The 23,713-nt window shown below is 71.2% G+C and carries 22 protein-coding genes; 18 read left to right on the top strand and 4 right to left on the bottom strand.

Annotation, left to right across the window (positions count from 1 at the left end):
• The first annotated feature begins 117 nt into the window (after positions 1-117).
• The 4 genes from ACW9J6_RS25190 to ACW9J6_RS25175 all read left to right on the top strand — a co-directional run bounded on the left by ACW9J6_RS25190 (position 118) and on the right by ACW9J6_RS25175 (position 5,683).
• Positions 118-1,794 (top strand): methyl-accepting chemotaxis protein, encoded by a 1,677-nt coding sequence (locus ACW9J6_RS25190; RefSeq protein WP_457115239.1) that lies wholly within the window; start codon positions 118-120, stop codon positions 1,792-1,794.
• 73 nt (positions 1,795-1,867) lie between these two features.
• A complete protein-coding gene (locus ACW9J6_RS25185) occupies positions 1,868-2,806 on the top strand; it encodes a diacylglycerol/lipid kinase family protein (RefSeq protein ID WP_457115240.1) in 939 nt (312 codons plus the stop codon).
• A complete protein-coding gene (locus tag ACW9J6_RS25180) occupies positions 2,803-3,648 on the top strand; it encodes a metallophosphoesterase family protein (protein WP_457115241.1) in 846 nt (281 codons plus the stop codon). Before ACW9J6_RS25185 ends, ACW9J6_RS25180 begins: the two co-directional genes overlap by 4 nt.
• 346 nt (positions 3,649-3,994) lie before the next feature.
• Positions 3,995-5,683: a methyl-accepting chemotaxis protein gene (locus ACW9J6_RS25175; protein ID WP_457115242.1), complete on the top strand. Its 1,689-nt coding sequence runs from the start codon at positions 3,995-3,997 to the stop codon at positions 5,681-5,683.
• Positions 5,684-5,689: 6 nt separating this feature from the next.
• On the opposite strand, the gene ACW9J6_RS25170 is transcribed toward ACW9J6_RS25175, so the two are convergent.
• Positions 5,690-6,070 (bottom strand): RidA family protein, encoded by a 381-nt coding sequence (locus ACW9J6_RS25170; protein WP_457115456.1) that lies wholly within the window; start codon positions 6,068-6,070, stop codon positions 5,690-5,692.
• A 362-nt stretch (positions 6,071-6,432) separates the two neighbouring features.
• Between ACW9J6_RS25170 and ACW9J6_RS25165 the strand changes: the two genes are divergently transcribed.
• Positions 6,433-7,080, top strand: a complete 648-nt coding sequence (locus tag ACW9J6_RS25165; protein WP_457115243.1) for a L,D-transpeptidase — start codon at positions 6,433-6,435, stop codon at positions 7,078-7,080.
• Between the two features lie 54 nt (positions 7,081-7,134).
• Here the strand turns inward: ACW9J6_RS25165 and ACW9J6_RS25160 are convergent, their stop codons facing one another.
• Positions 7,135-7,443, bottom strand: coding sequence for a hypothetical protein (locus tag ACW9J6_RS25160; protein ID WP_457115244.1), 309 nt, complete (start codon positions 7,441-7,443; stop codon positions 7,135-7,137).
• A 113-nt stretch (positions 7,444-7,556) separates the two neighbouring features.
• Here ACW9J6_RS25160 and ACW9J6_RS25155 point away from each other — a divergent pair, with 113 nt between their 5' ends.
• Entirely contained in the window at positions 7,557-7,796 is a 240-nt protein-coding gene (locus tag ACW9J6_RS25155) for a hypothetical protein (protein ID WP_457115245.1), read from the top strand.
• Between the two features lie 75 nt (positions 7,797-7,871).
• On the opposite strand, the gene ACW9J6_RS25150 is transcribed toward ACW9J6_RS25155, so the two are convergent.
• Complete coding sequence (locus tag ACW9J6_RS25150) at positions 7,872-8,324, bottom strand: phasin (protein ID WP_457115246.1); 453 nt, start codon at positions 8,322-8,324, stop codon at positions 7,872-7,874.
• 252 nt (positions 8,325-8,576) lie between these two features.
• On the opposite strand from ACW9J6_RS25150, the gene ACW9J6_RS25145 reads away from it, so the two are divergent.
• From ACW9J6_RS25145 to ACW9J6_RS25135, 3 genes are all read left to right on the top strand, one after another.
• The gene (locus ACW9J6_RS25145; protein ID WP_457115247.1) at positions 8,577-11,459 is read left to right on the top strand and encodes a sensor histidine kinase; all 2,883 of its coding nucleotides are present in this window, start codon (positions 8,577-8,579) and stop codon (positions 11,457-11,459) included.
• Positions 11,460-11,678: 219 nt separating this feature from the next.
• Complete coding sequence (locus tag ACW9J6_RS25140; RefSeq protein WP_457115248.1) at positions 11,679-12,155, top strand: Hsp20 family protein; 477 nt, start codon at positions 11,679-11,681, stop codon at positions 12,153-12,155.
• 49 nt (positions 12,156-12,204) lie between these two features.
• Positions 12,205-12,720 (top strand): Hsp20/alpha crystallin family protein, encoded by a 516-nt coding sequence (locus ACW9J6_RS25135; protein ID WP_457115249.1) that lies wholly within the window; start codon positions 12,205-12,207, stop codon positions 12,718-12,720.
• Between the two features lie 245 nt (positions 12,721-12,965).
• On the opposite strand, the gene ACW9J6_RS25130 is transcribed toward ACW9J6_RS25135, so the two are convergent.
• Entirely contained in the window at positions 12,966-13,919 is a 954-nt protein-coding gene (locus tag ACW9J6_RS25130) for a GlxA family transcriptional regulator (protein WP_457115250.1), read from the bottom strand.
• A gap of 119 nt (positions 13,920-14,038) precedes the next feature.
• On the opposite strand from ACW9J6_RS25130, the gene ACW9J6_RS25125 reads away from it, so the two are divergent.
• From ACW9J6_RS25125 to ACW9J6_RS25085, 9 genes are all read left to right on the top strand, one after another.
• On the top strand, positions 14,039-14,851 hold the full coding sequence (locus tag ACW9J6_RS25125; RefSeq protein WP_457115251.1) for an SDR family NAD(P)-dependent oxidoreductase: 813 nt from the start codon (positions 14,039-14,041) through the stop codon (positions 14,849-14,851).
• A 16-nt stretch (positions 14,852-14,867) separates the two neighbouring features.
• On the top strand, positions 14,868-15,263 hold the full coding sequence (locus tag ACW9J6_RS25120; RefSeq protein WP_457115252.1) for a tautomerase family protein: 396 nt from the start codon (positions 14,868-14,870) through the stop codon (positions 15,261-15,263).
• Positions 15,264-15,461: 198 nt separating this feature from the next.
• Complete coding sequence (locus ACW9J6_RS25115; RefSeq protein ID WP_457115253.1) at positions 15,462-15,845, top strand: tautomerase family protein; 384 nt, start codon at positions 15,462-15,464, stop codon at positions 15,843-15,845.
• Between the two features lie 348 nt (positions 15,846-16,193).
• On the top strand, positions 16,194-17,492 hold the full coding sequence (locus tag ACW9J6_RS25110) for an ABC transporter substrate-binding protein (protein ID WP_457115254.1): 1,299 nt from the start codon (positions 16,194-16,196) through the stop codon (positions 17,490-17,492).
• A 117-nt stretch (positions 17,493-17,609) separates the two neighbouring features.
• Positions 17,610-18,959 carry an MFS family transporter gene (locus ACW9J6_RS25105; protein ID WP_457115255.1) on the top strand — a complete coding sequence of 450 codons (1,350 nt, stop codon included), beginning with the start codon at positions 17,610-17,612 and terminating at the stop codon, positions 18,957-18,959.
• A gap of 74 nt (positions 18,960-19,033) precedes the next feature.
• Entirely contained in the window at positions 19,034-19,309 is a 276-nt protein-coding gene (locus ACW9J6_RS25100; RefSeq protein WP_457115256.1) for a hypothetical protein, read from the top strand.
• 178 nt (positions 19,310-19,487) lie between these two features.
• The gene (gene acs, locus ACW9J6_RS25095) at positions 19,488-21,434 is read left to right on the top strand and encodes an acetate--CoA ligase (protein ID WP_457115257.1); all 1,947 of its coding nucleotides are present in this window, start codon (positions 19,488-19,490) and stop codon (positions 21,432-21,434) included.
• Between the two features lie 246 nt (positions 21,435-21,680).
• Positions 21,681-21,986, top strand: coding sequence for a DUF485 domain-containing protein (locus tag ACW9J6_RS25090; protein ID WP_457115258.1), 306 nt, complete (start codon positions 21,681-21,683; stop codon positions 21,984-21,986).
• Positions 21,983-23,674: a cation acetate symporter gene (locus ACW9J6_RS25085; RefSeq protein WP_457115259.1), complete on the top strand. Its 1,692-nt coding sequence runs from the start codon at positions 21,983-21,985 to the stop codon at positions 23,672-23,674. The genes ACW9J6_RS25090 and ACW9J6_RS25085 overlap by 4 nt, the downstream gene beginning before the upstream one ends.
• Positions 23,675-23,713 lie beyond the last annotated feature (39 nt).

Genomic DNA, 23,713 nt, shown 5'->3' with positions numbered 1-23,713 from the left:
CGTCATCGAAGCGTCAATCGGTACAGCGCGCGCAGCTGCCGATGATATAACGATTTTTTCACGCGATTATTGAAGGTTCGCCGCGCAGCGCGAAGCTGCTTTGCGGAATGTCGGGCCATGCGCCTCTCCTTGAAAGCCCTCCTGGTCGGCCTGTTCGCGGTGCTGACCGCCGTCGCGGTGACGCAGGCCGGAGTCACCGCTTACAAGATCGCGGGCCTGGGGGCCCGGCTGCGCGACGTGACGGAGCACGCGCTCCCGTCCCTCGATGCCCTCCACACGATCAGCACGATGGTGGCCCGCTCCCGGATCCGGCAGTACCAGTGCCTCCTCGCGGAGGATGCCGAGGAGAGCCGCAAGCTCTATGCCCGCTGGGCCGAGAGTGTCACCGAGATCAAGGACGCGGCGGCGCGCTACGACGCGGCCCTCTCCAGCGAGGAGGAGCGGGCGGCCTTCCGCACCTTCGGGGCGCGGTGGCAGACCATGCTGGCCGGATGGGAGAACCTGCGCCGCATCGACCCGACGCAGCGCGACGAGATCATGCGCCGCTTCCGCGGACCGATGGCCGCCGAGTACAGGGACGCCCTCGCCGCCCTCGACGCGACGATGGCGCTCAACCGGCAATTCGCCGACCGGGCGCGCGCCGCGGCCCACGAGGCACAGGACGGCATCGCGCGGTTCGTGATCGCCGCCCTGGTCGTCGCCCTCGTCCTGGCGCTGGCGGCCTCGGCGGTGGCGGTCTGGCGCGTGGTGCGGCCGATCGGGCAGGTCACCGCGGCGATGCGGCGCCTGTCGCAGGGGGACGAGACGGTGGCGATTCCCGGGTCGGACCGGCGCGACGAGATCGGCGCCATGGCGGAGACCCTGGCGGTGTTCCGCGACAACCTCGTGCGCCGCCGGGCCCTTGAGGAGGAAGCGGAGCTCGCCCGCGCCGGCGCCGAGGCGCAGCGGCGGCAGGCGATGCGGGATCTCGCCGGCGCCTTCGAGCGGGCCGTCGGCGGCATGCTCGGCGCGGTGACGGCGGCCGCCACGGAATTGGAGGCCACGGCGCAGAGCATGACGGTCACGGCGAGCGGAGCGGCCGGACAGGCCGCGGAGGCGGCGCAGGCGGCCGAACGGGCGAGCGGGAATGTCACCGCGGTGGCCGGGGCCGCGGAGGAACTCGGCGCCTCGGTGCAGGAGATCGGGCGGCAGGTGCAGGGATCGGCGGGTCTCGCCTCGGCCGCGGTGGCGGAGGCCGGCCAGACCTCCGGCCTCGTGGCGGAGCTGCGCGACGCGGCGGGCCAGATCGGGGACGTGGTCGGGCTCATCTCCGACATCGCCGGCCAGACCAACCTCCTCGCGCTGAACGCCACGATCGAGGCGGCGCGGGCCGGCGAGGCGGGGCGCGGCTTCGCGGTCGTCGCGGCCGAGGTCAAGGAGCTCGCCAACCAGACCGCCCGGGCCACCCAGGATGTCACGAAGCAGATCGCCCGTATCCGCGGGGCGGCCGACCAGGCCGTGGCGGCGATCGGGGAGATCACCGGGCGCGTCCAGGAGATCGGCGGCGTCGCCTCCGCCATCGCCGCCTCCGTGGGCCAGCAGGGCGCCGCGACCCAGGAGATCGTGCGCAACGTCGCGCAGGCGGCGGATGGGACCACCTCCCTGTCGCGGACCATCGACCACCTCGCCGGCAGTTCCCAGGAGGCCGGCTCCGCCGCCGAGCAGGTCCTCGCCGCGGCGAGCGAACTGTCGCGGCAGGCGAACCACCTCAATTCCGAGATGTCTCGGTTCCTCGACACCGTCCGGGCCGCCTGATCCCGGCGCACCGCCATCCAGTTGAGATGAAGCCCCGGCACTCTCCCGCGAATCGATCGCGAGGGCGGGAACGATGGTGGATGCGACGCCGGGCGCCGGCCCAGGCCGGCGGGTGGTGCTGGTGACCAATCTCGCGTCGGGCGCCCTCTCGGAGCGCGGCCTCGCACCCGAGCGGCCGGCGGCCCTCCTCGCCGCGGCGGGCGTGACGGTGGTTCCGGAGCCGCGCCCCGACCTTCCCCTCCCCGACCGCCTGTCGGCCGCGGCCGCGGTGCCGGGCATCGACGCGGTCGTGGTGGCGGGCGGCGACGGTACCCTTGCCTGCGCGGCGCACCGCCTCGCGGACGGCCCGGTCCCCCTCGGCATCCTGCCCGCGGGGACCATGAACCTCCTGGCGAAGGATCTCGGGCTGCCCCTCGACCTCGAGGCCGCCGCGGCGGTGATCGCGCGAGGGCGCCCGCACGCCATCGACCTCGGCGAGGTCAACGGCCACGTCTTCGCGATCAACTCGGTCCTGGGCCTGCCGGCCCGGATGCAGCGGCACCGCGAGGCGCGCCGCGGCCGCCTCGGCCTGCGCGGCCTCCTCGACATGGCGGCGGTGCTCTGGCGGCATCTCGGCCGCTACCCCCGCATGTCCGCGCGTCTCACCGTCGGGGGCGTGACCCGGCCGGTGCGCTTCAGGACGCTGGCGATTGTGGTCGGCGACTACCGGGAGGGATTCGGTGAGGTGCTTCACCGCGCCGGCCTCGACCAGGGGCGCCTCACGCTCTACGTCATCGCCGCGCTCACGGCGCCGCGGCTGCTCCGCCTCGGCCTCGGCTTCGCCGTGGGCGAGTGGCGCCGCCATCCGGACCTCGACCGGACGGAGGCGACGGAACTGACTCTCACCGCGTCGCGCCGCCGACTGCGGGTGATGAACGACGGAGAGGTAATCCTGCTGAAGCCGCCGCTCACCTATCGGTTGCGCCCGCGAGCGCTGCGGGTCCTGGTCCCGGCCGCGGAGCGCGCCGGGTGAGGCGGATCGCGCATATCTCGGACCTGCATTTCGGCCGCACCGATCCGGCCGCGGTCGAGGGGCTGGTGGCGGAGCTGAACCGCGACCGCCCCGACCTCGTGATCGCCTCGGGCGACTTCACCATGCGGGCGCATCACCGCGAATACGCGGAGGCGCGCGCCTTCCTCGACCGACTCGCCGCGCCGGTGATCGCTGTGCCGGGCAACCACGACATCACGCCCTTCCGGCTCTGGGAGCGCTTCCTCCATCCCTTCCGCCGCTACCGCCGCCACATCGCGGCGGAGACGGAGCCGCTGTTCCAGGACGAGGAGATCGCGGTCATCTGTCTCAACACCGTGCGGACCTGGGCGCCCGAGCGCGACTGGTCACAGGGCAAGATCACCCGGGCGCAGATCCGCCGGACCGAGGCGCGCCTCGCCGCCCTGCCCGGCCACCTGTTCCGGATCGTGGTGGGACACCACCCCTTCATCCCGCCGCCCTGGGACGTGGAGGCGCGCCTCGTCGGCCGGGCGGACGAGGCGCTGGCGGCCTTCCAGCGCCATTGCGTCGGCCTCGCGCTCGCGGGCCATCTCCACCGCGGCTACTCGCGCTTCGTGGCGCCGGCGCCGTCCGGCACGCGGGCGGAGATCGATGTCAGCGAGGCGCGGACCACGGCGCAGCGTCTGCTCGCCGTGCAGGCGGGCTCCGCCACCTCCACCCGTCTGCGCGGGAACGAGCCGAACGCCTACAACCGGATCCGCGTCGAGGACGGCGCGGCGACCGTGCAGGTGCGGCTCTGGACGGGCCAAGACTGGTGCGACGCCGCCGAGGCCGGCTCGGCGCGCTGCGCCGCGCGGGAGTGACCGGCGGCGGCCGATCGCGACGCCGCGCCATGGCCCTCGGCCCGCGGGCATGGCTGCGCGCAGGGAGGCGCCGCATGCGCGCAGCCGCCAAGCCCGCGCGGTCGCGGCCGCCGGAATCGGGTGCGCCTCATCGGCTCCCAGGGCAATGCGCGAGCGCTCGCCGAATGCCATGGTGCCCATCGTCAAAGCAGTGGCATCGGCCGTATGCGAGCACCCATGTCACTCGGAATCATCAATATATCCTTCGCTGTGTGAGCTGTAATCGATTGATTTACCCCTATCATCGAGAAGGCGGTGTCCGGCGCCCGCTGCCGCGATCCGGTGCGGGTTACCATTGGAGCGCGTCTTGTCGATCGATCTCTTGTCCATCCGAAGCAAACTGGCGATCGCCTTCGCGATCCTCACCGCGCTCCTGATCGGCCTCGGCGGCCTCGGCCTGTACGGCGTGGGGCGCGTCGACGGCCTGCTGAAGGACGTGCAGCGGAACTGGCTCCCGAGCGTGCGGATCGCGGGCGAGATCGACGCGCTCACGGGGCGATACAACACCAGCCTGCTGCGGCACCTGCTGACGACCGACGAGACGGCGGCGGGCGGCGTCGAGGCGGATCTCGGGCAGCGCGGCGCCAAGCTCGACGCGGCGGCGACGCGCTATCAGCAGGTGATCAGCAGCGACGCCGAACGCGCGATCTACGACCAGTTCCGCCGGGACTGGGCGGCCTTCGTCGCGGTGGCGGGTGAGATGACGGCGCTGTCGCGGGCCGGGCGCAAGGCCGAGGCCCTCGCGCTCTACGAGGCGAAGGGGATCGGCGCTCGCCGTCAGGCCTCGGTGGCGCTCGACAGGCTGATCGCCCTGAACAACGAGGGCGCCGCCCGCGCCGAGACCGACGCGAATGCCGTCTACGGCGAGGTCCGGATGCTGGTCGTCGCGGCGGCCATCGGGGCGATGCTGCTCGCGACGGGCCTCGCCGCCCTCATCACGCGGGGGATCTCGCGCGGCATCGACTCGGTGCTCCGCCCGATGCAGGCCCTGGCGGAGGGCGACCTCTCCGTCGCGGTGCCGCAGCCGGGGCGCCGCACGGAGATCGGCCGCATCGCCGCCGCCGTGCAGGTGTTCAAGGAGGCGCTGCAGCGGGCGCGGGCGCTGGAGCGCGAGAGCGAGGCCGCGCGGGCCGGGGCCGAGGCGCAGCGCCGGGCGGCGATGCGCGACATGGCGGACGGGTTCGAATCCGCGGTGGGCGGCATTCTCGGGACGGTCACGGCCGCCGCGGCGCAGCTCGAAGCGACGGCGGGCGGGATGAGCCGCACCGCCGGCGAGACCGCTCTCCGCTCCGCGACCGTGGCTGCCGCCGCCGAGGAGACGGCCACCAACGTCACCACGGTCTCGGCCGCGACGGAGGAACTCGGGGCCTCAGTGCAGGAGATCGGCCACCAGGTCCACGGCTCCGCCGAACTGGCGCGGGCGGCCGTGACCGAGGCGAGCCAGACCGCCGAGGTGGTGCGGGACCTGAGCCGGGCGGCGTCGCAGATCGGCGACGTTGTGGCGATGATCTCCGCCATCGCGGGTCAGACCAACCTCCTCGCCCTCAACGCGACGATCGAGGCCGCCCGGGCCGGCGAGGCCGGGCGGGGCTTCGCCGTCGTCGCGGCCGAGGTCAAGGAACTCGCCTCCCAGACCGCCCGGGCGACGGACGAGATCACCGGCCAGATCGCCCGGATCCAGGGCTCGACCGGCGAGGCCGTGTCGGCCATCGACCGGATCACCGGCGTGATCGAGCGGATGAGCGCCGTCACGGGCTCGATCGCCGCGGCGGTGGAGGAGCAGGGCGCGGCGACGCAGGAGATCGTCCGCACCATCTCGCAGGCGGCCGCGGGGACGCAGGACGTCACCGCGACCATCGGCACCGTCGCGCTGGCGGCGGAGGAGACGGGCGCGGCCGCCACGCAGGTGCTCGCCTCGGCCTCCGACCTGTCGCAGCAGGCCGAGCGCCTCCGCCGCGAGGTCACGCAGGTGCTCGCGGCGGTGCGGGCGGCCTGACCCGGGTCAGCCAAGCGCGGCCGTCACCTCGATCTCGACCCTCATCTCCGGCCGCAGCAGGCCCGCCACGACGAGGAGCGTCGCGGCGGGCCTCGCCGCACTCATCACCCGCCCGGCGACCGCCAGCACCGCCTCCGCATCCGCCCTGTCCGTCACGTAGTAGGTCGCGCGCACCACCTGCTCCAGGGACGAGCCCGCCTCGTCCAGCACCGCCGCGATGGTCCGCCAACAGGCCTCGGCCTGGGCGCCCGCCCCTTCCGGCATGGTCATGGCGGCGTAGTCGTAGCCGGTCGTCCCGGCGACGAAGACGAAGCCGCCCTCGATGACGGCGCGGGAATAGCCGTAATCCCGCTCGAAGGACGAGCCCCCGTCGATCCGCCGCCGCATGTCGCCCTCCCGATCCGTCAGGAGGATCATAGCGCGCGGATCGGCCGGTCCCGCATCGGCTCGCGGCACCCTCCCGTCGCTCGCAGGGCCTCGCGCGGTGGGAGTCGTGATGTCGGAATTCGCCCGCTCGGCGAGCGGGCGAGGTCATGCGCCTCATCCAGGGCGGCACCGAAACCCCGCGGCGCGGAACCGCCGCCGGTGCGCCGGCGCACTGCCAGACCGCCGCGCTTGGCGCACACCCTCCGTCAGCGCCGGCGGCTCAGCGGTTCACCACAGCACCAAGCATGGCTTTTTCAGGGAACCGAAGTCCTCGTCGGACATTCTTAACTGCAAAGGTAATTGCTGAGGTAAGGCTCCCAGCCATGAAGATCTTCGCCACCGCCCTCGCGGGCGTCCTCGGTGCCTGCGTGCTCGCCTCGGCCCCCGTCAAGGCGGCTCCCTACGACCCGTTCGACGTCAACCCGGGCGAGGAGTACTACTCCAGCCGCGGCTATGGCGGGCAGGTCTACGCGCCCCCCTCCTACGGCCAGGGTCAGGCCGCGGGCAGCACCGATCAGGCCCAGGTCGCGCCGATCCCCCGGGAGCTCGTGCCCTTCACCGGCAGCTACGCCCCGGGGACGATCGTGGTCTCGACGGCGGAGCGCCGACTCTACCTCGTGGTCGGTGACGGGATGGCGATCCGCTACGGCGTCGGCGTCGGCCGTCCCGGCTTCACGTGGTCGGGCACCAAGACGATCGTCGCCAAGCGCGAGTGGCCGTCCTGGACGCCGCCGAAGGAGATGATCGCCCGCCGCCCCGACCTGCCGCGCTACATGGCCGGCGGCATCGACAATCCGCTGGGCGCCCGCGCCATGTATATCGGCGGCACGCTCTACCGGATCCACGGCTCGAACGAGCCGGACACGATCGGTCAGGCGGTGTCCTCGGGCTGCATCCGCATGACGAACGACGACGTGACCGACCTCTACGAGCGCGTGAAGGTCGGCGCGAAGGTCATCGTCCTCAATTAACACGGCTTTCAGGGCCGCGAGAGGAGGGCCGCCGCGGGGCGGCCCTCGTCGCGTTCAGGGCACCACGCGGCCCGGGGCCGGGGACTGCGGCGGGCTGAACGGGGCGATCGGCAGGTCGCAGAAGCAGCGCGCCCCGAGCGGGCGCGGCCCCGGCAGCGGGCAGGAATAGGGATGCGGGCCCGAGAGGCCGGGCTGGATGGCGTCGCAATTGTAGCCCGCGGGAACCGGCCGGGCCGGGCGGTGACGCCGCGGCGGCGGAGGGGCGTATTCGTCGGCGTCGTAGGGCTGGGCGGCGGCCGGGCCGGCGAGGCCCCCCGCCATCAGGACCGCCGAGGTCAGACACGCGCGAACGAACCGTCGCATCACTGCGTTTCTCCGTCAGGGTGCGCGCCCCGGGCCCGGGACGGCGCGGGCGGGCATCGGTAGCCCATGCGCGAATCCGCGGCAACGCGGCCTTGCACCAGCGGAGGCAGGCCATGACCGATCCGGGCCAGTGGCAGCGCAGCGTGGATGCCATCCTCGCCCTCGTGGACGAGATCGCGCGGCTGTCGCCCGACTGCGCGGACCGCGCCATGCGGATCGCGCGGCTCGTGCGGGACCTCGAACCGCCCGCGGGCGAGGAACGGGCGCGGCCGCCCGAATCGGACGAGGAGGCGGAGACCGACGTGGGCCCGCTGACCCGTCCCTCCTGGCGCGACGGGTCCGCCGACGCCTGAACGCGAACGGCCGCGCCTCCTCGAAAGCGCGGCCGCACGAGCCGATCCTGGACGGGGAAGACCCCCGGCGGGCGGTCAGCCCACGTTGTGCGTGTTCTGGTTGAACTCGTTGGCGGCCGACTTCGCCTGGTCGACACCCTGCTGCATCGCGGCCTTCGCGTTCTCGGCGCCCTGCTGCATGGCCGACTGGGTCATGCTGCCGAACTCCTTGGCCTGCGACTGGATCGCCGCGAACTGGCTGCGGATGAACTCGGCCTGGTGCTGCATCGCCTCCTGAACGTCGCGCGAGCGGACGAGCTTCTGGGCGAGGTCGAAGGCCGCGTTCACGTTCTGCTCGGCGAACGAGAAGCTGCGGGTCGACAGGGTCTGGGCGTTGCTGCGGGCGGCCTCGGCCGACCCCTGGAGCGTGTCGGCGGTCTTGCGCGCGGCGCTGATGAACGAGTCGAACGCCTTGCGGGCCTGCTCGACGCTCTTCTCCGCGAAGTCGCGCATCTCGGTCGGGATCTCGTAGTTCGGGGTCGTGCTCATGTTCGTCTCCTCTCTTGTCGTCCGGCACAGCCGTCCCCGCACCCGCGGCATGGGCGTTGTGCACTGCACAATACCACATCGCCCGCCGGATGCCAGGTCGGGCGGGTCCGTTAAGGTTAATAGCTGTTTAACGCGCGGGCTGCGCATTCCGTGCCCGTGCCAGGGCGTTTCATTTCCGTTAAATCTGACGAGGCCGATTGTGGCGGGGCGGCGAATCGCCCGATTCGATGGGATCGGGTGGGTTGGGGAGAAATGGTGGTCGAAGACGCGCTGTTCGAGGCCAGGATCGCCGCGCTGAAGGAGCTTCCCGCCCTACGGAGGCTGGTATCCGGCCGCGCTCTCGCGTGTCTCCTGATCGACGAAGCGGTCGCGCGTGTTCTCTACGCCACCCCTGCGGCGATGGGTCTCCGCGCCGCCATCAGCGATCCCGAAGGCCGGATCGACCCCGATCTCGAGTTGCCGCGTCAGCTGCGCGGGCTGCGGCATCTCGCTCCGGACGGGGAGAAGCCCCGCCTGTCGCGCCTGCGCGTCGATCCCGGGCGCCTGATCCCTCCCCTCGTCTGCGCCTGCCTCGTGGCGACGCTCGGAGATGGGCGGCGCTGCCTCGCGGTGATCCCGATCGATCCCGTGCCGAACCTGCGGCCCCGCCGCCGGCCGCTTCCGGCCGGCCGCCCGTCCCAGCCCGCGGCGCCGGCAGCCAATGCGGCGGGCCCCACGGTCCGCTTCCTGTGGCGCAGCGATGCGGAGGGGCGGATCGCCGAGGTGACGGACGCGCTCGTGGAGATTCTCGGGACCAGTCCGGTCGGCGAAACGTGGTTCGACCTCCTCGGCCACGCCACGGTGGCGCCGGACCGGGGCCTCGCCGAGGTGCTGGAGGCGCGCCGGACCTTCCGCGCCGTGCCGGTGCTGTGGCGGCTCGGCGAATCCGGGCAGGGCGTCGCGATCGACCTGTCGGGCACGCCGCGGCTCGGAGAGGGCCGCGCCTTCGCGGGCTTCAGCGGCTTCGGCGTCATCCATCCGGACCGGCGCGCGGCCATGCCGGCGCGCCCGCCGAGCGCCCCTCAGGGGGCGGAAGCGCCACCCCGTCCGAGCCTGCGGGAGCGGGCCGCCGCGGTGATGGCGATCGGGCGCAACGCTCCGCCGCGCGACGCCGGGCCCGGGGATGCCCCGGTCCCCGACCTCCCCGCCTTCGCGTCGCTGGCCGGGGCCACGATCGCGGGCTTTGCCGGCATGATGGCCTCGGCGCCCCTCAACCCGTTCGGGCTCGGCTGGCCCTTCCCGGGCGAGACACATCCCGACGCGGCCACGACCGGCGGGACCCGGGAATCTCCCCGCGCCGCGCCGGAGGTTGCCGCGGAGCCGGCCGGCACGGCCACGGCCGCCGCGCCCGGCGAGGCGCTCGCACGGCCGCCGGGCGCGGGAGACGGGGAGGCGGCAGCGCCCGAGGCGCCCGCCCCGGATCCGGCCGCGCGCGCGCCTCTCACCGGAAACCAGCTGTCGCTGAACGAGCACGCCGCCTTCCGCGAGATCGCCCGGGCGCTGGGCGCGCGCTTCGCCGGCGACCCGCCCGATCTTCCGGACGACGAGAACGAGGCGCCGCGGCGGGGCGGCGCCGTGACCCCGTTCCGCTCCCTAGCGATCGCCCGGCAGGCGGAGCGGGGGCCGGCCGCGCTCGGCGAGACGGCGCGCCTGCTCGACCGGCTGCCGGTCGGGATCCTGGTCCATCGGGGCGAGGAGGTGCTCCTCGCCAACCGGGCGCTGCTGGCGCTCGCCGATTACGAGAGCGCCGAAGCCCTGGCCGAGGCCGGCGGTGCGGGCGTGCTGTTCCGGGGCCGCGCCCCGGCGGACCTGCCGGCGGTGGAGGGCGGCCACCCGGTGGTGCTGGCGCGTCGCGATGGCGGCGCGGTGCCGGTCGCCGTCACGCTCACCACCCTCGATTGGGCGGGCGCCCCGGCGAGCCTGCTGCTCCTGCGCCGCCTGCCGGAGGCGGACCCGGCCCGGGATCTGGCGGCGACCGAGATGGCGCGGGCGCGGCAGGAGGCGACCCTGCGCGAGATGGAGGCCGTCCTCGACGCGGTGACGGATGGGGTGGCGACCCTCGACGCGCGCGGCCGGATCCTGTCGCTGAACAAGCGCGCGCGCGCCCTGTTCGGCCTGGAGCCGCGGGAGGTGACGGGCGACGAGCTGACGGCGCTGTTCGTGCCGGAGGGGCGTCCCGCCATCCGCGCGGCGCTGGAGCGCGCCCGCGGGGGCGAGCCGTCCGGCACCGAGGTGGCGGCGGAGAACGGCGAGCGGATCCTGGCGCTGACCCTCGCCCGCGTGGGACAAGGGGAGCAGGCCCGCATCTCCGCGCTGATCCGCGACGTCTCGGCGGCGCGGCGCACGGAGGCTGAACTCCTGCGCGCCAAGCGCGCCGCCGAGACCGCGAGCAGCCACAAGTCGGACTTCCTGGCCACGATCAGCCACGAGATCCGCACGCCGCTCAATGCCATCCTGGGCTTCACGGAAGTCATGATGGAGGAGCAGTTCGGGCCGATCGGCAACGAGCGCTACCGGGATTACCTTCGCGACATCCGCAGCTCCGGCGAGCACGTGGTCAGCCTCGTGACCGACCTCCTCGACCTCGCCAAGATCGAGGCGGGGCGATTCGACCTGAGCTTCACCGGCGTGGTGCTGAACGACCTCGTGTGGGCGAGCGTCTCCCTGATGCAGGCCCAGGCCGCCCGCCAGCGGGTGGTGGTGCGCACGAGCTTCGCCGCGGACCTGCGGCCCGTCCTCGCCGACGAGCGTTCCCTGCGCCAAGCGGCGCTCAACCTCATCGCGAACGCCATCACCTTCACGGATGCGGGCGGGCAGGTGATCGTGTCGACGGCGATGACCGACCGGGGCGGCGTGGCCCTGCGGGTGCGCGACACGGGTATCGGCATGACGCCGGACGAGATCGAGACCGCGCTCCAGCCCTTCCGGCAGGTGGCGACGGCCCAGAACCGCCGTGGCCGGGGCACCGGGCTCGGGCTGCCCTTGACCAAGGCCCTGGTCGAGGCCAATCGCGGCGCCCTGCGGGTGACGAGCCGCAAGAACGAGGGCACCCTCGTCGAGGTGCTGTTCCCTCCGGCGCGGGTGCTGGCGGGGTGAGGCGCGGGCAGCACTGCTGCCGTCGATGCCCGCGGATGGGTTGCCGCAAGGGTCGCCGGTGATCCGCGACGATCTGCAAACAAAATTCCGAAAGTACCTCTTGAACGGGCAAGCAGCGCCCCCACCTCATCGCTCGCCAAGGCTGAAGAGCTTGGCATAGCGGGCGCCGGTTCCTGGCCGGCGCTCTCATATCCATGTTGCTCAACGGAGGATGTGGCTATGAGGTACGATCTTTCTCCCCTGTATCGTTCGACCGTCGGGTTCGATCGCCTGTTCGACTTGATCGATCAGGCCGCGCGCGTCGAGTCCCTGGCCGGCTGGCCGCCCTACGACATCGAGAGGACGGGTGAGGACCGTTACCGCGTGAGCATGGCGGTGGCGGGCTTCACCCCGGACGAACTCGAGGTGACGCAGGCAGACACGACCCTGATCGTGGCGGGGCGCAAGCCGGAGCCCGAGGGCGAGAGCCGTCACCTGCACCGCGGCATCCCGGGCCGCGCGTTCCGCCAGACCTTCAACCTCGCCGATCACGTGAAGGTCACGGGCGCGTCCCTGGAGAACGGCCTGCTGGTGATCGACCTCGTGCGCGAGGTGCCGGAGGCCCTCAAGCCGCGGCGCATCGCGATCGGGACCGGGTCGCCGGCGCTTCCGGAGCGTCGGGCGGAGCCCGCGCGGCTCGTCGCCGAGGCCGCGTGAGGTCGGCCCCGTTCGGCGAAATCACGGCACGGAAACACGGAGAGAGACGATGGCTGTGAAGGATCTGATCCCGTGGCGCAGCGGTCGCAACGCGGCCGCCTCGCCGCTCCAGGGCTCCGAGGTGAGCCCGTTCCTCGCCCTGCACCGGGAGGTGAACCGGCTGTTCGACGACGTGTTCAACCGGTTCGACGCGGGAGCGCCCTCGCTGCTCGGGCCCCTCTCGACCTGGCCGACCATCGAGGTGAGCGCCACCGACGCGGAGGTGCGCGTCTCGGCGGAACTGCCGGGTCTGGAGGACAAGGACGTCGAGGTCCTGGTGGACGACGACGTGCTGACCCTGCGGGGCGAGAAGAAGGCCGAGACCGAGCGGAAGGAGCGCGGCTTCACCGAGCGCGTCTACGGCCGGTTCGAGCGGGTGATCGCCCTGCCCTTCCCGGTCGAGGAGGACAAGGCGCAGGCCAGCTTCCGCAACGGGGTTCTGACGGTGACCCTGCCGAAATCCGCCAAGGCGGAGGATCGCGCCAAGCGCGTCCCGGTCAACGGCCGGGAGGCGGCGCGGGCCTGAGCCCGGCACCCGGCGCGCCCGGACGGGCGCGCCGGCTCTCGTGCTCACCTTGGGGTCAAATCCCGATCCTCCTGACCATCCCGAGGGCCGCGCAGGTGTTGTGAGCGGCCTTTCGCCTGTCGGCCCGAAGCGGACGTCCCGCAACCGACCCAGGCTGGACGAACATCCGTCTTCGTTCTTCTCCCAGAAGCAGACCTTGGGACCGCATCATTGCCAGGGAGCGCTGCCCAAAGGTTAGGCCGGACCTACGCACTCGCCGTATCCAGTCCTCCGCGTGCATTGCGCCGGATGACCTGCGGCGGCTGCCCGAACGCCCTAAGGAAGGCCCGGCGCATCCGATTGCGGTCTGCGAAACCGGTCTGGTCGGCGACGGCGTCGATGGGATGCCGGCTGCGCTCCATCAAAACCCGCGCGGCCTCGACGCGCAGGTTCTCGACCGCCTTGGCCGGCGACTGGCCAGTTTCGGCACGGAAGACGCGGCTGAACTGGCGAGGGCTGAGATGCGCGGCTTCCGCCAGTTCCTCGACCGATAGCGGCCGGTGCAGGTTCCGCTTGGCATAGGTCAGGGCCGCCTGGATCCGGTCCGACTTCGCGTCGAGGTCGAGCAGGGTCGAAAACTGCGACTGGCCCCCTGCCCGGCGGTGGTAGAGCACGAGCTTCTTGGCGATCTCCTTCGTCACCTCGTGGCCGAGATCCGCCTCGATCAGGGCAAGAGCGAGGTCGATACCGGCACTCATCCCCGCCGATGTCCAGATCGGGCCGTCGTTGATGAAGATGCGGTCCGCGTCGGCCGAGCACTTCGGGAACTGGTTCTGCAACGCGTGGGCGTGCATCCAGTGCGTCGTGACACGCCGGCCGTCGAGCAGGCCGGCCTCGCCGAGAACGAAGGCTCCGGTGCAGATCGCAGCGATGCGCCGGGCCTGAGCAGCCGCGCGCTGAACGAGGGCGACGAGGCCCGGCGTCGACGGGCGTACGAACGTACCGCCGCCGACGACGAGGGTATCGAAGGGCGTCTGGCCGAACGCCTCGGTCTCCACGTTCATGCCGGCCGATGTGCGGACCGGCCCTCCGTGCTCGGAGACGAAGTGGATGTCGTAGGTCGCTTCGTCCGCCGCGAGGTTCGCGACCTCGAAGGCCGGCACGGCCGCCAGCGCCATCATCGAGTAGTCCGGATAGACGACGAAGCCGACGCGCTGCATGCCTGTCTTCCATGTCCTGAATCGACGCAAGTATGACATTTGTGCCGCGTCCAGGCAAGGATAGCTTTCTCCCATCGAACGCCGCCCGCCAGGTGGCGCGCAGGACGAGGAGAACGACGATGACGATCGAATCCAGTAAAGGCCTTGCCGTCGTGACCGGCGCGTCCGCCGGCATCGGCGCGATCTACGCCGACCGTCTCGCCAAGCGGGGATATGACCTGCTGCTGGTTGCCCGCAACGGGGAGCGGCTGCAGGCGCTGGCCGACCGCTTGGCCCGGGAGACCGGGCGCAAGGTCGAGCCGTTCAGGGCCGACCTGGGCCGCAGGGAGGATCTCGCGCGCCTGGAGGCTCGGCTGCGCGAGGACGCGAGCATCACCATGCTGGTCAACAACGCCGGCATCGGCTCCGTCGCGTCGATCCTCCAGGCCGACGTGGAGACGATGGACGCGATGATCCAGCTCAACATCACCGCGCTGACCCGCCTGACCTTCGCGGTCGCTCCGGCTTTCGTGGCGCGCGGATCGGGGACCATCGTCAACATCTCGTCCGTCGTCGGCATCGCCGTCGAGGTGCTCAACGGCGTCTACAGCGCCTCGAAATCCTACGTCCTCAGCTTGGGCCACTCGCTCCAGAAGGACCTCGCGGACAAGGGCGTGCGCGTCCAGACCGTGCTCCCCGGCGCGACGGCGACCGAATTCTGGGATGTCGCCGGTTACGCGGCGCAGAAGACGTCCGCGATCACCATGTCGGCGGCCGATCTGGTCGACGCGGCGTTGGCCGGTCTCGATCAGGGCGAGCTCGTCACCATCCCGGGCCTGCAGGATGTCGGCGACTGGACGCGCTGGGAGGCGGATCGCCGCGCGATCTCCGCCAAGTTCAACAACGCCAAGCCTGCGGCGCGCTACGGTCTCGCGGCCGCGGACGCGGCCTGAACTCCGAGGGGAACCCATGCCGTACCTTCAGCTTGACGTGACCGGCCCGCATTCCGTGGCATCCAAGAAGCGCCTCGCGGCGCTGATGAGCCGGACCTACGCGGAGATGATGTCGGTCGACATCCGGCGGATCAGCGTCGCCATCCGCGAACTCGGCGAGGGCGGCGTGTGGCGGATAGCGGACGCCGGCGGCGAGCCGGTGCCGGTCTCCGTGATGATGCTGGACATCCGCAAGGGGCGGCCGGCCGAGTTGCGGATGGCGGTTGCCAAGGCGCTGTGCGCCCACTGCACCGAGATCCTTGGCCTGCGCGAGGATCGCCTCAACGTGGAGTTCACGCAGCATTCGGGCGACGAGATGTATCACCCGGCTCTCGGGGGCTACAGCCCCGAGTGGTCACCGGATGAGCGATGACCGATTGTGCGCTCGGTTCTGAGCGCACGCGGATGCCCGTACTCCACATCGATCTCGGACTGCCGTACAGCCGCCCGAGCCGGACCGACCGCCCCTTGGCCCCGCTGATTGCGGGTCGAGCGCAGTCGCCCCATTGAGCGATTGCGGCCCGAGAGCCCATGATCGAAACCTCAAGCGACGAAGAACGAGGAGTGTCCCATGCCATTAGCGCGCATTGATCTCGCCAAGGGCAAGCCTGCCGAGTACCGCCGCGTAATTGGTGAGGTCGTCTACGCCGCCATGCTCGACGCGCTGAATGTACCCAAGGACGACCGCTTCCAGATTATCAACGAGCATGAGCCGGAAAATTTCGTCATCGACCCGAGTTATCTCGGCATTCATCGGACGCGAGACTGTGTTGTCATCCAGCTCACCCTCAATGCGGGGCGCGGAATCGAGCAGAAGCGAGCCTTCTACAGGGCTGTTGCGGATGGCTTGCACGAGCGGCTGAACCTGCGCCGCGAGGACGTGTTCATCAGCCTCGTCGAGGTCGCCAAGGAAAACTGGTCCTTCGGCAACGGCGAGGCCCAGTACGCGACGTGATCGAATGCTGCGTTCTCCGTTCCACGCGGGCCGCACGATCGAGCGGCCAAGGTCCGGCCGCCCGTGCGTCCTGGGACCGGAGAGCGTCTACCAAGGGGTGTGCGTCGGGGATGTCCGCTTCGGTGCTGGGTTTGCGCCGAAGCGGAATGGGAGGAAACCACACAACCCGGCCGCCAGCCTCCGTCCCAACAGCCTGGAAGCAGACCTTCCCAGGGTCTGCAACAGGTCGGCAGCGGCCTCTCCAACGGCCAAGCTGATCGGGTTTTGACCCTAGCTCCCTCCCCCGGATCGGCGCTAGATGGGTGCGCTGCGGCGCGGCGCGTCCGAGGCCGCCGGAAACAAGAGCCGATGCCGATCCGCCGCCTGCTCTGCGTCGCCCTCGCGACCCTCCTCGCCGCCCCGGCCGCGGCGCAGGAGATCCCGCTCGCCCTCCTCACCGAGCGCGCCGGCCCGCTCGCCGCCTCGGGCACGCCGCTGGCCAACGGCTTCTCGGACTACTTCGCCATGCTCAACCAGCGCGACGGCGGGCTCGGCGGGCACAAGGTCGTCGTCACCGAGTGTGAGACCGGCGGCAGCCCGGAGGCGGGCCTGGCCTGCTACGGGGCGGCCCGCGAGCGCGGCGCCGTCGCCGTCAACCCGGGTGCGGCGGACGTTGCCCTGGCCCTGCTCGGCCCGAGCACCACCGACCGCCTCCCTCTCGTCTCGGCGGCGGCCGGACCCGCCCTGGCCGCGGCCGGTCTCTCCTTCCCGTACGCCTTCGCGCCCCCGGCCACGGCCTGGGACGGGCTCACGGTCGCCCTCGCCTCGCTGATCGCCGGGCCGGAGGGCCTCGAGGGGCGGCGCGTCGCCTACCTGTACCGGGACAGTCCGGCGGGCCGGGATCCCTTGCCCGTCATGGAGGCGCTAGCGGAGGAGTTGCATTTCACCCTGCGCAGCTACGCGCTGCCCGACGCGGGCGAGGCTCAGGACGTCTGGCGCACCGTCAGGGCGGCCGCGCCGGAGGTGGTGATGCTCGACGGGACGGCCGGGCTGGCGGGCGACCCGGTGGCGGAGGCCGTGGCGGCCGGAATCGCGCCCGGGAGCATCCTCGCCCTCGCCGGGATCGACGACGAGGCCCTGCGCCGGGCCGGCGCCGCGGCCCGCGGCCTGCGGGCGATCACGTGGCACGGCGTCACCGATAGCTTCCCGGCCTTCGATCAGATCGACCTCCTCGCCATCGACGCGGGCCTGTCGCGCACCGAGAAGGACGAGGCCACCGGGATCCTCTACGCCCGTGGCGTCTACGCGGCCGTGGTGCTCGCGGAGGGTGTCCGCAACGCCCTGCGCGCCGGTGCGGGCGAAAGGCTCGACGGGGAGGCGGTGCGCCGCGGCCTCGAGCGCGTGAACCTCGACGGGGCGCGCTGGAAGGAACTCGGCCTGACCGGCTTCGCGGCGGCGCTCCGGCTCTCCTGCGCCGATCACAGCGGCCACCTCGCCGGCCTCGTGCTGCAGTGGAGCGGCGCCAAGTGGGTGCAGGTCAGCGACAAGATCGCGCCCCTGCGCCAGCGCCTGCGGCCCCGGCTCGACGCCGCCGCCAGCGAGGTGGTGGCCAAGGGCCTCGACGGCCGGCCCTGGCCGGAGCGGCCGGAACCCTGCGCGCGGTCCTGACGGGGAAACGCCGCGGCGCAGGGCTGGCGCGGCGGGCGAAACCCGCTATCCAACGGGTATCGTCGCCGGGAACCACCGATCAGGGCGGACCGGCCGCAGAGAGGAATCGCCCCCGCGATGTCGACCACAGCCCCCGCCCGGCCCGCCGGGACCGATACCCTGTCCTCGGCGAACCCGACCATCGCCGCCTACGACACCAAGGCGCGCATCCGCGCCATCGTGGGCTCGTCGTCGGGCAACCTCGTCGAGTGGTACGACTTCTACGCCTATGCGTTCACGGCGATCTACTTCAAGGACGCGTTCTTCCCCGGCGCCGACCCAACGGTCCAACTCATCAACACCGCGGCGGTCTTCGCCATCGGCTTCCTGATGCGGCCGATCGGCGGCTGGCTGTTCGGTCGGATCGCCGACCGGCTCGGCCGCAAGAACGCGATGCTGATCTCCGTCCTGATGATGTGCCTCGGCTCGCTGGTGATCGCGGTGCTGCCGACCTACGGCCAGATCGGGATCCTGGCGCCGGTGCTGCTCCTCCTCGCCCGCATGGCGCAGGGGCTCTCGGTCGGCGGCGAGTACGGGACCAGCGCCACCTACATGAGCGAGGTCGCCCTCAAGGGAAAGCGCGGATTCTACGGCTCCTTCCAGTACGTGACCCTGATCGGCGGCCAACTCCTCGCCTCGCTCGTCGTCGTGCTGATCACGCTCGCCCTCTCCGACAAGGAGATGAGCGTCTGGGGCTGGCGCATCCCGTTCCTGATCGGCGCGCTCGCGGCGATCGTGGCCCTCTACCTGCGGCGCTCGCTGCACGAGACTTCGACGGCCGAGACCCGTGGCGCGCGCGAGGCCGGGAGCATCGCGGCGCTCTGGCGCCACCACCGCCGCGCCTTCCTGACGGTGCTGGGCTATACCGCCGGCGGCTCGCTGATCTTCTACACCTTCACCACCTACATGCAGAAGTACCTCGTCAACACCGCACATATGGACAAGAAGACCGTCAACTACGTGATGACGGCGGTTCTGTTCACCTACATGGTGGTGCAGCCGCTGTTCGGGATCTTCGCCGACCGGTTCGGCCGCAAGACCGCGATGCTGATCTTCGGCGCCTCGACCACGCTGCTGACCGTGCCGCTGATGCACGCGATCGGCGGCGCCAAGGACCCGGTCACCGCCTACCTGCTGATCACCGCGGCCCTGCTCTGCGTGTCCTTCTACACCTCGATCAGCGGGCTGGTGAAGGCCGAGATGTTCCCGGCCGAGGTGCGGGCGCTGGGCGTCGGCCTGTCCTACGCCATCGCCAACGCGGCCTTCGGCGGCTCGGCCGAGTTCGTGGCCCTGTCCTTCAAGGACTGGGGCGTCGAGACCTGGTTCTTCTGGTACGTCACCATCATGTGCGCGATCGCCTTCCTGACCTCGCTGCAGATGCCCGACAGCCGGCGCTCCGGCTACCTGCAGGGCGACGGCACCGCCTGAGGCGCGGGAGGGGGTGAACCGCGGCCGCGGCAGGGCGTTGACCCGGGACAGTCCCGTCGTCGAGGCCCTTCGCGATGCGCAATCTTCCCGTTCTCGCCCTCGTTCTCCTCGCGACCGGCCTCGGTGCCGGTCCGCTCGCCGCCCAGACGGCGGATCCGGGCACCACCGCTCCGGACACCGGCGCCTCCGATGCCGGCAGCACCGGCTCGGTGAACCGCAGCATCACGGCGAGCGGACAGACCAAGCCCCCCGGTCGCGCTGCCGCGCCGCAGGATCCGACCCAGCAGCCCGACCGGGTGAAGGAGATCAACCGCAAGGTCGATACCGGAATCTGCATCGGCTGCGACTGACCCCGGACCGCGATCCCTCCCCGCGCGTGCCGGGAGGGGCCGCCTCGCGCGGCTGTGCTCCGAAAGGCGTTAGACGGAAGAATCCGTTGCAGGCAGGCCGGTCGCCGGATTAACTCCTCTCCACAAGCACCGGCGCCCCGCGGGATGATCCGGTCAAGGTGAGGAGAGGGAGAGCGCCATGTCGCAGCGGATCGTTGCCGTGCCGGCGGCCGTGCGTGAGCGAGCTTTCGTGGACGAGGCGAAGTATCGCGAGTGGTACACCGCGTCGATCAACGATCCTGTGAGTTTCTGGGGCGAGCACGGCAAGCGGATCGACTGGTTCAAGCCCTATACGCAGGTCAAGGATACCAGCTTCGGCCCGGGAAATGTTTCGATCCGCTGGTTCGCCGATGGTGTGACCAACGTCGCGCACAATTGCATTGACCGCCATCTGGAAACGCGTGGCGATCAGGTCGCGATCATCTGGGAAGGCGACGACCCGTCGGAATCCCGCAAGATCACCTACCGCGAGTTGCACGCCGAAGTCTGCCGGATGGCGAACGTCCTGCGCAACCGCGGGGTCGGCAAGGGCGACCGGGTGACGATCTACCTGCCGATGATCCCCGAGGCTGCCTTCGCGATGCTGGCCTGCGCGCGCCTCGGCGCCATCCACTCGATCGTGTTCGGCGGCTTCTCGCCGGATTCGCTCGCCGGGCGCATCGAGGGCTGCGGGTCGAAGCTGGTGATCACGGCCGACGAGGGCCTGCGCGGGGGCCGCAAGGTGCCGCTGAAGGCCAACGTGGACGCCGCCATCGCGCGCCTGCCCGAGGACAGCGTCGACCACGTCGTCGTCGTGCGCCGCACGGGCGGCAGCGTGGCGATGGATCCGGTCCGCGACGTCTACTACGACGCGGCCGCCGCCCAGGTCACCGACGAGTGCCCGGTCGAGCACGTCGAGGCCGAGCACCCGCTCTTCCTCCTCTACACGTCGGGCTCGACCGGCCAGCCGAAGGGTGTCGTCCACACCACGGGCGGCTACCTCGTCTACGCCTCGATGACCCACCAATACGTGTTCGACTACCACGACGGCGACGTCTACTGGTGCACGGCCGATGTCGGCTGGGTCACGGGCCATTCCTACATCGTCTACGGTCCGCTCGCGAACGGCGCCACGACCCTGATGTTCGAGGGCATCCCGACCTACCCGTCGATCTCCCGGTTCTGGGACGTGGTCGACAAGCACCAGGTCAGCATCTTCTACACCGCCCCGACCGCGATCCGCTCGCTGATGGGCGCGGGCGAGGAGCCGGTGCGCCGAACCTCGCGCAAGTCCCTGCGCGTGCTCGGGTCGGTGGGCGAGCCGATCAACCCGGAGGCCTGGGAGTGGTACTACCGGGTGGTCGGCGAGGAGCGCTGCCCGATCGTCGACACGTGGTGGCAGACCGAGACCGGCGGCATCCTGATCACGCCGCTGCCCGGCGCCACCGCCCTCAAGCCGGGCTCGGCCACACTGCCCTTCTTCGGCGTCAAGCCCGTGGTGGTCGACGGCGAGAACAAGGTCCTGGAGGGCGCCTGCGAGGGCAATCTCTGCCTCGACGATTCCTGGCCCGGCCAGATGCGCACGGTCTGGGGTGACCACGAGCGCTTCGTCCAGACCTACTTCTCGACCTTCCCGGGCCGCTACTTCTCGGGCGACGGCTGCCGCCGCGACGAGGACGGCTACTACTGGATCACCGGCCGCGTCGATGACGTCATCAACGTCTCGGGTCACCGGATGGGCACGGCCGAGGTGGAGTCCTCGCTCGTCGCGCATCCGAAGGTCTCGGAGGCCGCGGTGGTGGGCTATCCCCACAGCCTCAAGGGCCAGGGCATCTACGCCTACGTCACGCTGATGCAGGGCGAGGAGCCGACCGAGGAGCTGCGCAAGGAACTCGTCGCCTGGGTGCGCCGGGACATCGGGCCGATCGCGTCGCCGGACCTGATCCAGTTCGCCCCGGGCCTGCCCAAGACCCGCTCGGGCAAGATCATGCGCCGCATCCTGCGCAAGATCGCGGAGGACGACTTCTCCACCCTCGGCGACACCTCGACGCTCGCGGATCCGGGCGTGGTCGACGACCTGATCGAGAACCGCCAGAACCGGGCCTGAGGCCGGCGGCCCGCGGCGCGCCCGCGGGCCGACCCCGGCGTCCCGGCGCGGCGGCCGCATCCGCTACAACCTTCGTCGCATGCGGCGGGTTTGCGAGACTATCCCGTCTGTTCAACCCGCCCATCTTCGGCCAAAGCCTGCACCGGGACGTCGATCCAAAGACGACACGCGCGGCGCGCGCTCTCCGGCGCGAAATCCGGCAGGAGCGGCGGCCGCGTGCAACCGATAGCGAGGGAGGTCATCGCCATGTCCGGACCGGACGCATCGCGCATCCTGGACAATCCACGGTTCCGAGAACTCGTGGCCGAGCGCAGCCGCTTCAGCTGGCTGCTGTCGGCCATCATGCTGGGGATCTATCTCAGCTTCATCCTGCTGGTCGCCTTCGCGCACGGCCTGATGGCGACGAAGGTCAGCGGCACGATCTCGCTCGGGCTCGTGCTCGGCGTGCTGGTGATCCTCTCGGCCTTCGCCCTCACGGGCATCTACGTGCAGCGCGCCAACGGCCGCTTCGACGACCTCACCCGCGACCTGAACCGGGACCTCGCCCGATGAACCGCCTCCTTCTCGCGGCCCTCGCGCTGCTCCTCCCCGCCGCCGCCCTCGCGGCCGGCCCCGACCTCGGCGCCGTGCAGCAGCAGGCCACGAACTGGCCGGCGATCGGCATGTTCCTGTTCTTCGTGCTCTTCACGCTCGGCATCACCTACAAGGCGGCCAAGGGCTCGAAGTCGGCCGCCGACTTCTACGCCGCCGGCGGTGGCATCTCGGCCGGCACCAACGCGCTGGCGATCGCGGGCGACTACATGTCGGCGGCGTCGTTCCTCGGCATCTCCGGCATGGTCTACACCTTCGGCTTCGACGGCCTGATCTACTCGACGGGCTTCCTGGTCGGCTGGCCGATCGTGCTGTTCCTGATCGCCGAGCGCCTGCGCAATCTCGGCAAGTTCACCTTCGCGGACGTGGCGAGCTTCCGCCTCGACCAGACCCGCATCCGCATCCTGTCGGCGACCGGCACCCTCGTGGTGGTGGCCTTCTACCTGATCGCCCAGATGGTCGGCGCGGGCAAGCTGATCCAGCTCCTGTTCGGCCTGCCCTACCTCTACGCGGTGGTGATCGTCGGCGTCCTGATGATCGTCTACGTCGCCTTCGGCGGCATGAAGGCGACCACCTGGGTGCAGGTCATCAAGGCCTGCCTGCTGCTCGCGGGCGCGACCTTCATGGCCGGGGCCGTGCTCTACAAGTACGGGTTCAGCCCCGAGAAGCTGTTCGCGGCGGCCGCCAGCGTGCACCCGAACGGCGACTCGATCATGGGGCCGAGCAACAATCCCAGGAGCCCGGTGTCGAGCCCGATCGACACCATCTCCCTCGGCATCGGCCTGATGTTCGGCACCGCCGGCCTGCCCCACATCCTGATGCGCTTCTTCACGGTGTCGGACGCCCAGGCGGCCCGCAAGTCGGTGTTCTACGCCACCGGCCTGATCGGTTACTTCTACATCCTGACCTTCATCATCGGCTTCGGCGGCATCGCCCTGCTGATGTCGGATCCGAGCTACTTCAAGGTCGCGGCCAACGGGACCTACGACAAGCTCACCGGCATGAACGGCAGCACCAACATGGTGGCGGTCAACCTCGCCAACGCTGTGGCCGGGCCGTACTTCCTCGGCTTCATCTCGGCGGTGGCCTTCGCGACCATCCTGGCGGTGGTGGCGGGGCTGACGCTGGCGGGCGCCTCGGCGGTGAGCCACGACCTCTACGCGCAGGTCTTCGCCCGCGGCCGCACCACGGAGCGGACGGAGGTGAACCTGTCCAAAGCGGCGGCGGTGGTGATCGGCCTCGTGGCGATCTATCTCGGCTACGTGTTCGAGAATCAGAACGTCGCCTTCATGGTCGGCCTCGCCTTCTCGGTGGCGGCGAGCTGCAACTTCCCGGTCCTGGCGATGTCGATCCTGTGGAAGGGCACCACCACCACCGGCGCGCTGATCGGCGGCCTCATCGGCCTCGTCGCCGCGGTGGCGATGGTGGTGCTGTCGAAGGCCGTCTGGGTCACCACCTTCGGCCATCCGGCGGCGCTGTTCCCCTACGACAACCCGGCCCTGTTCTCGATGCCGATCGCCTTCCTGGCGATTTGGGCGATCTCGAAGGTCGATGCGAGCGCCCGCGCCCGCCGCGAGCGCGAGAGCTTCGAGGCGCAGTACGTCCGCTCGGAGACCGGCATCGGCGCCGCCACCGCGCACGCGCACTGACCCGCAGCCGCCCGCCCCTCCCCGCCGCGCGCGTCAGGG

The organism is Methylobacterium sp. JK268, from assembly GCF_054052225.1.
This window is presented reverse-complemented; position numbering and strand designations above follow the sequence as displayed.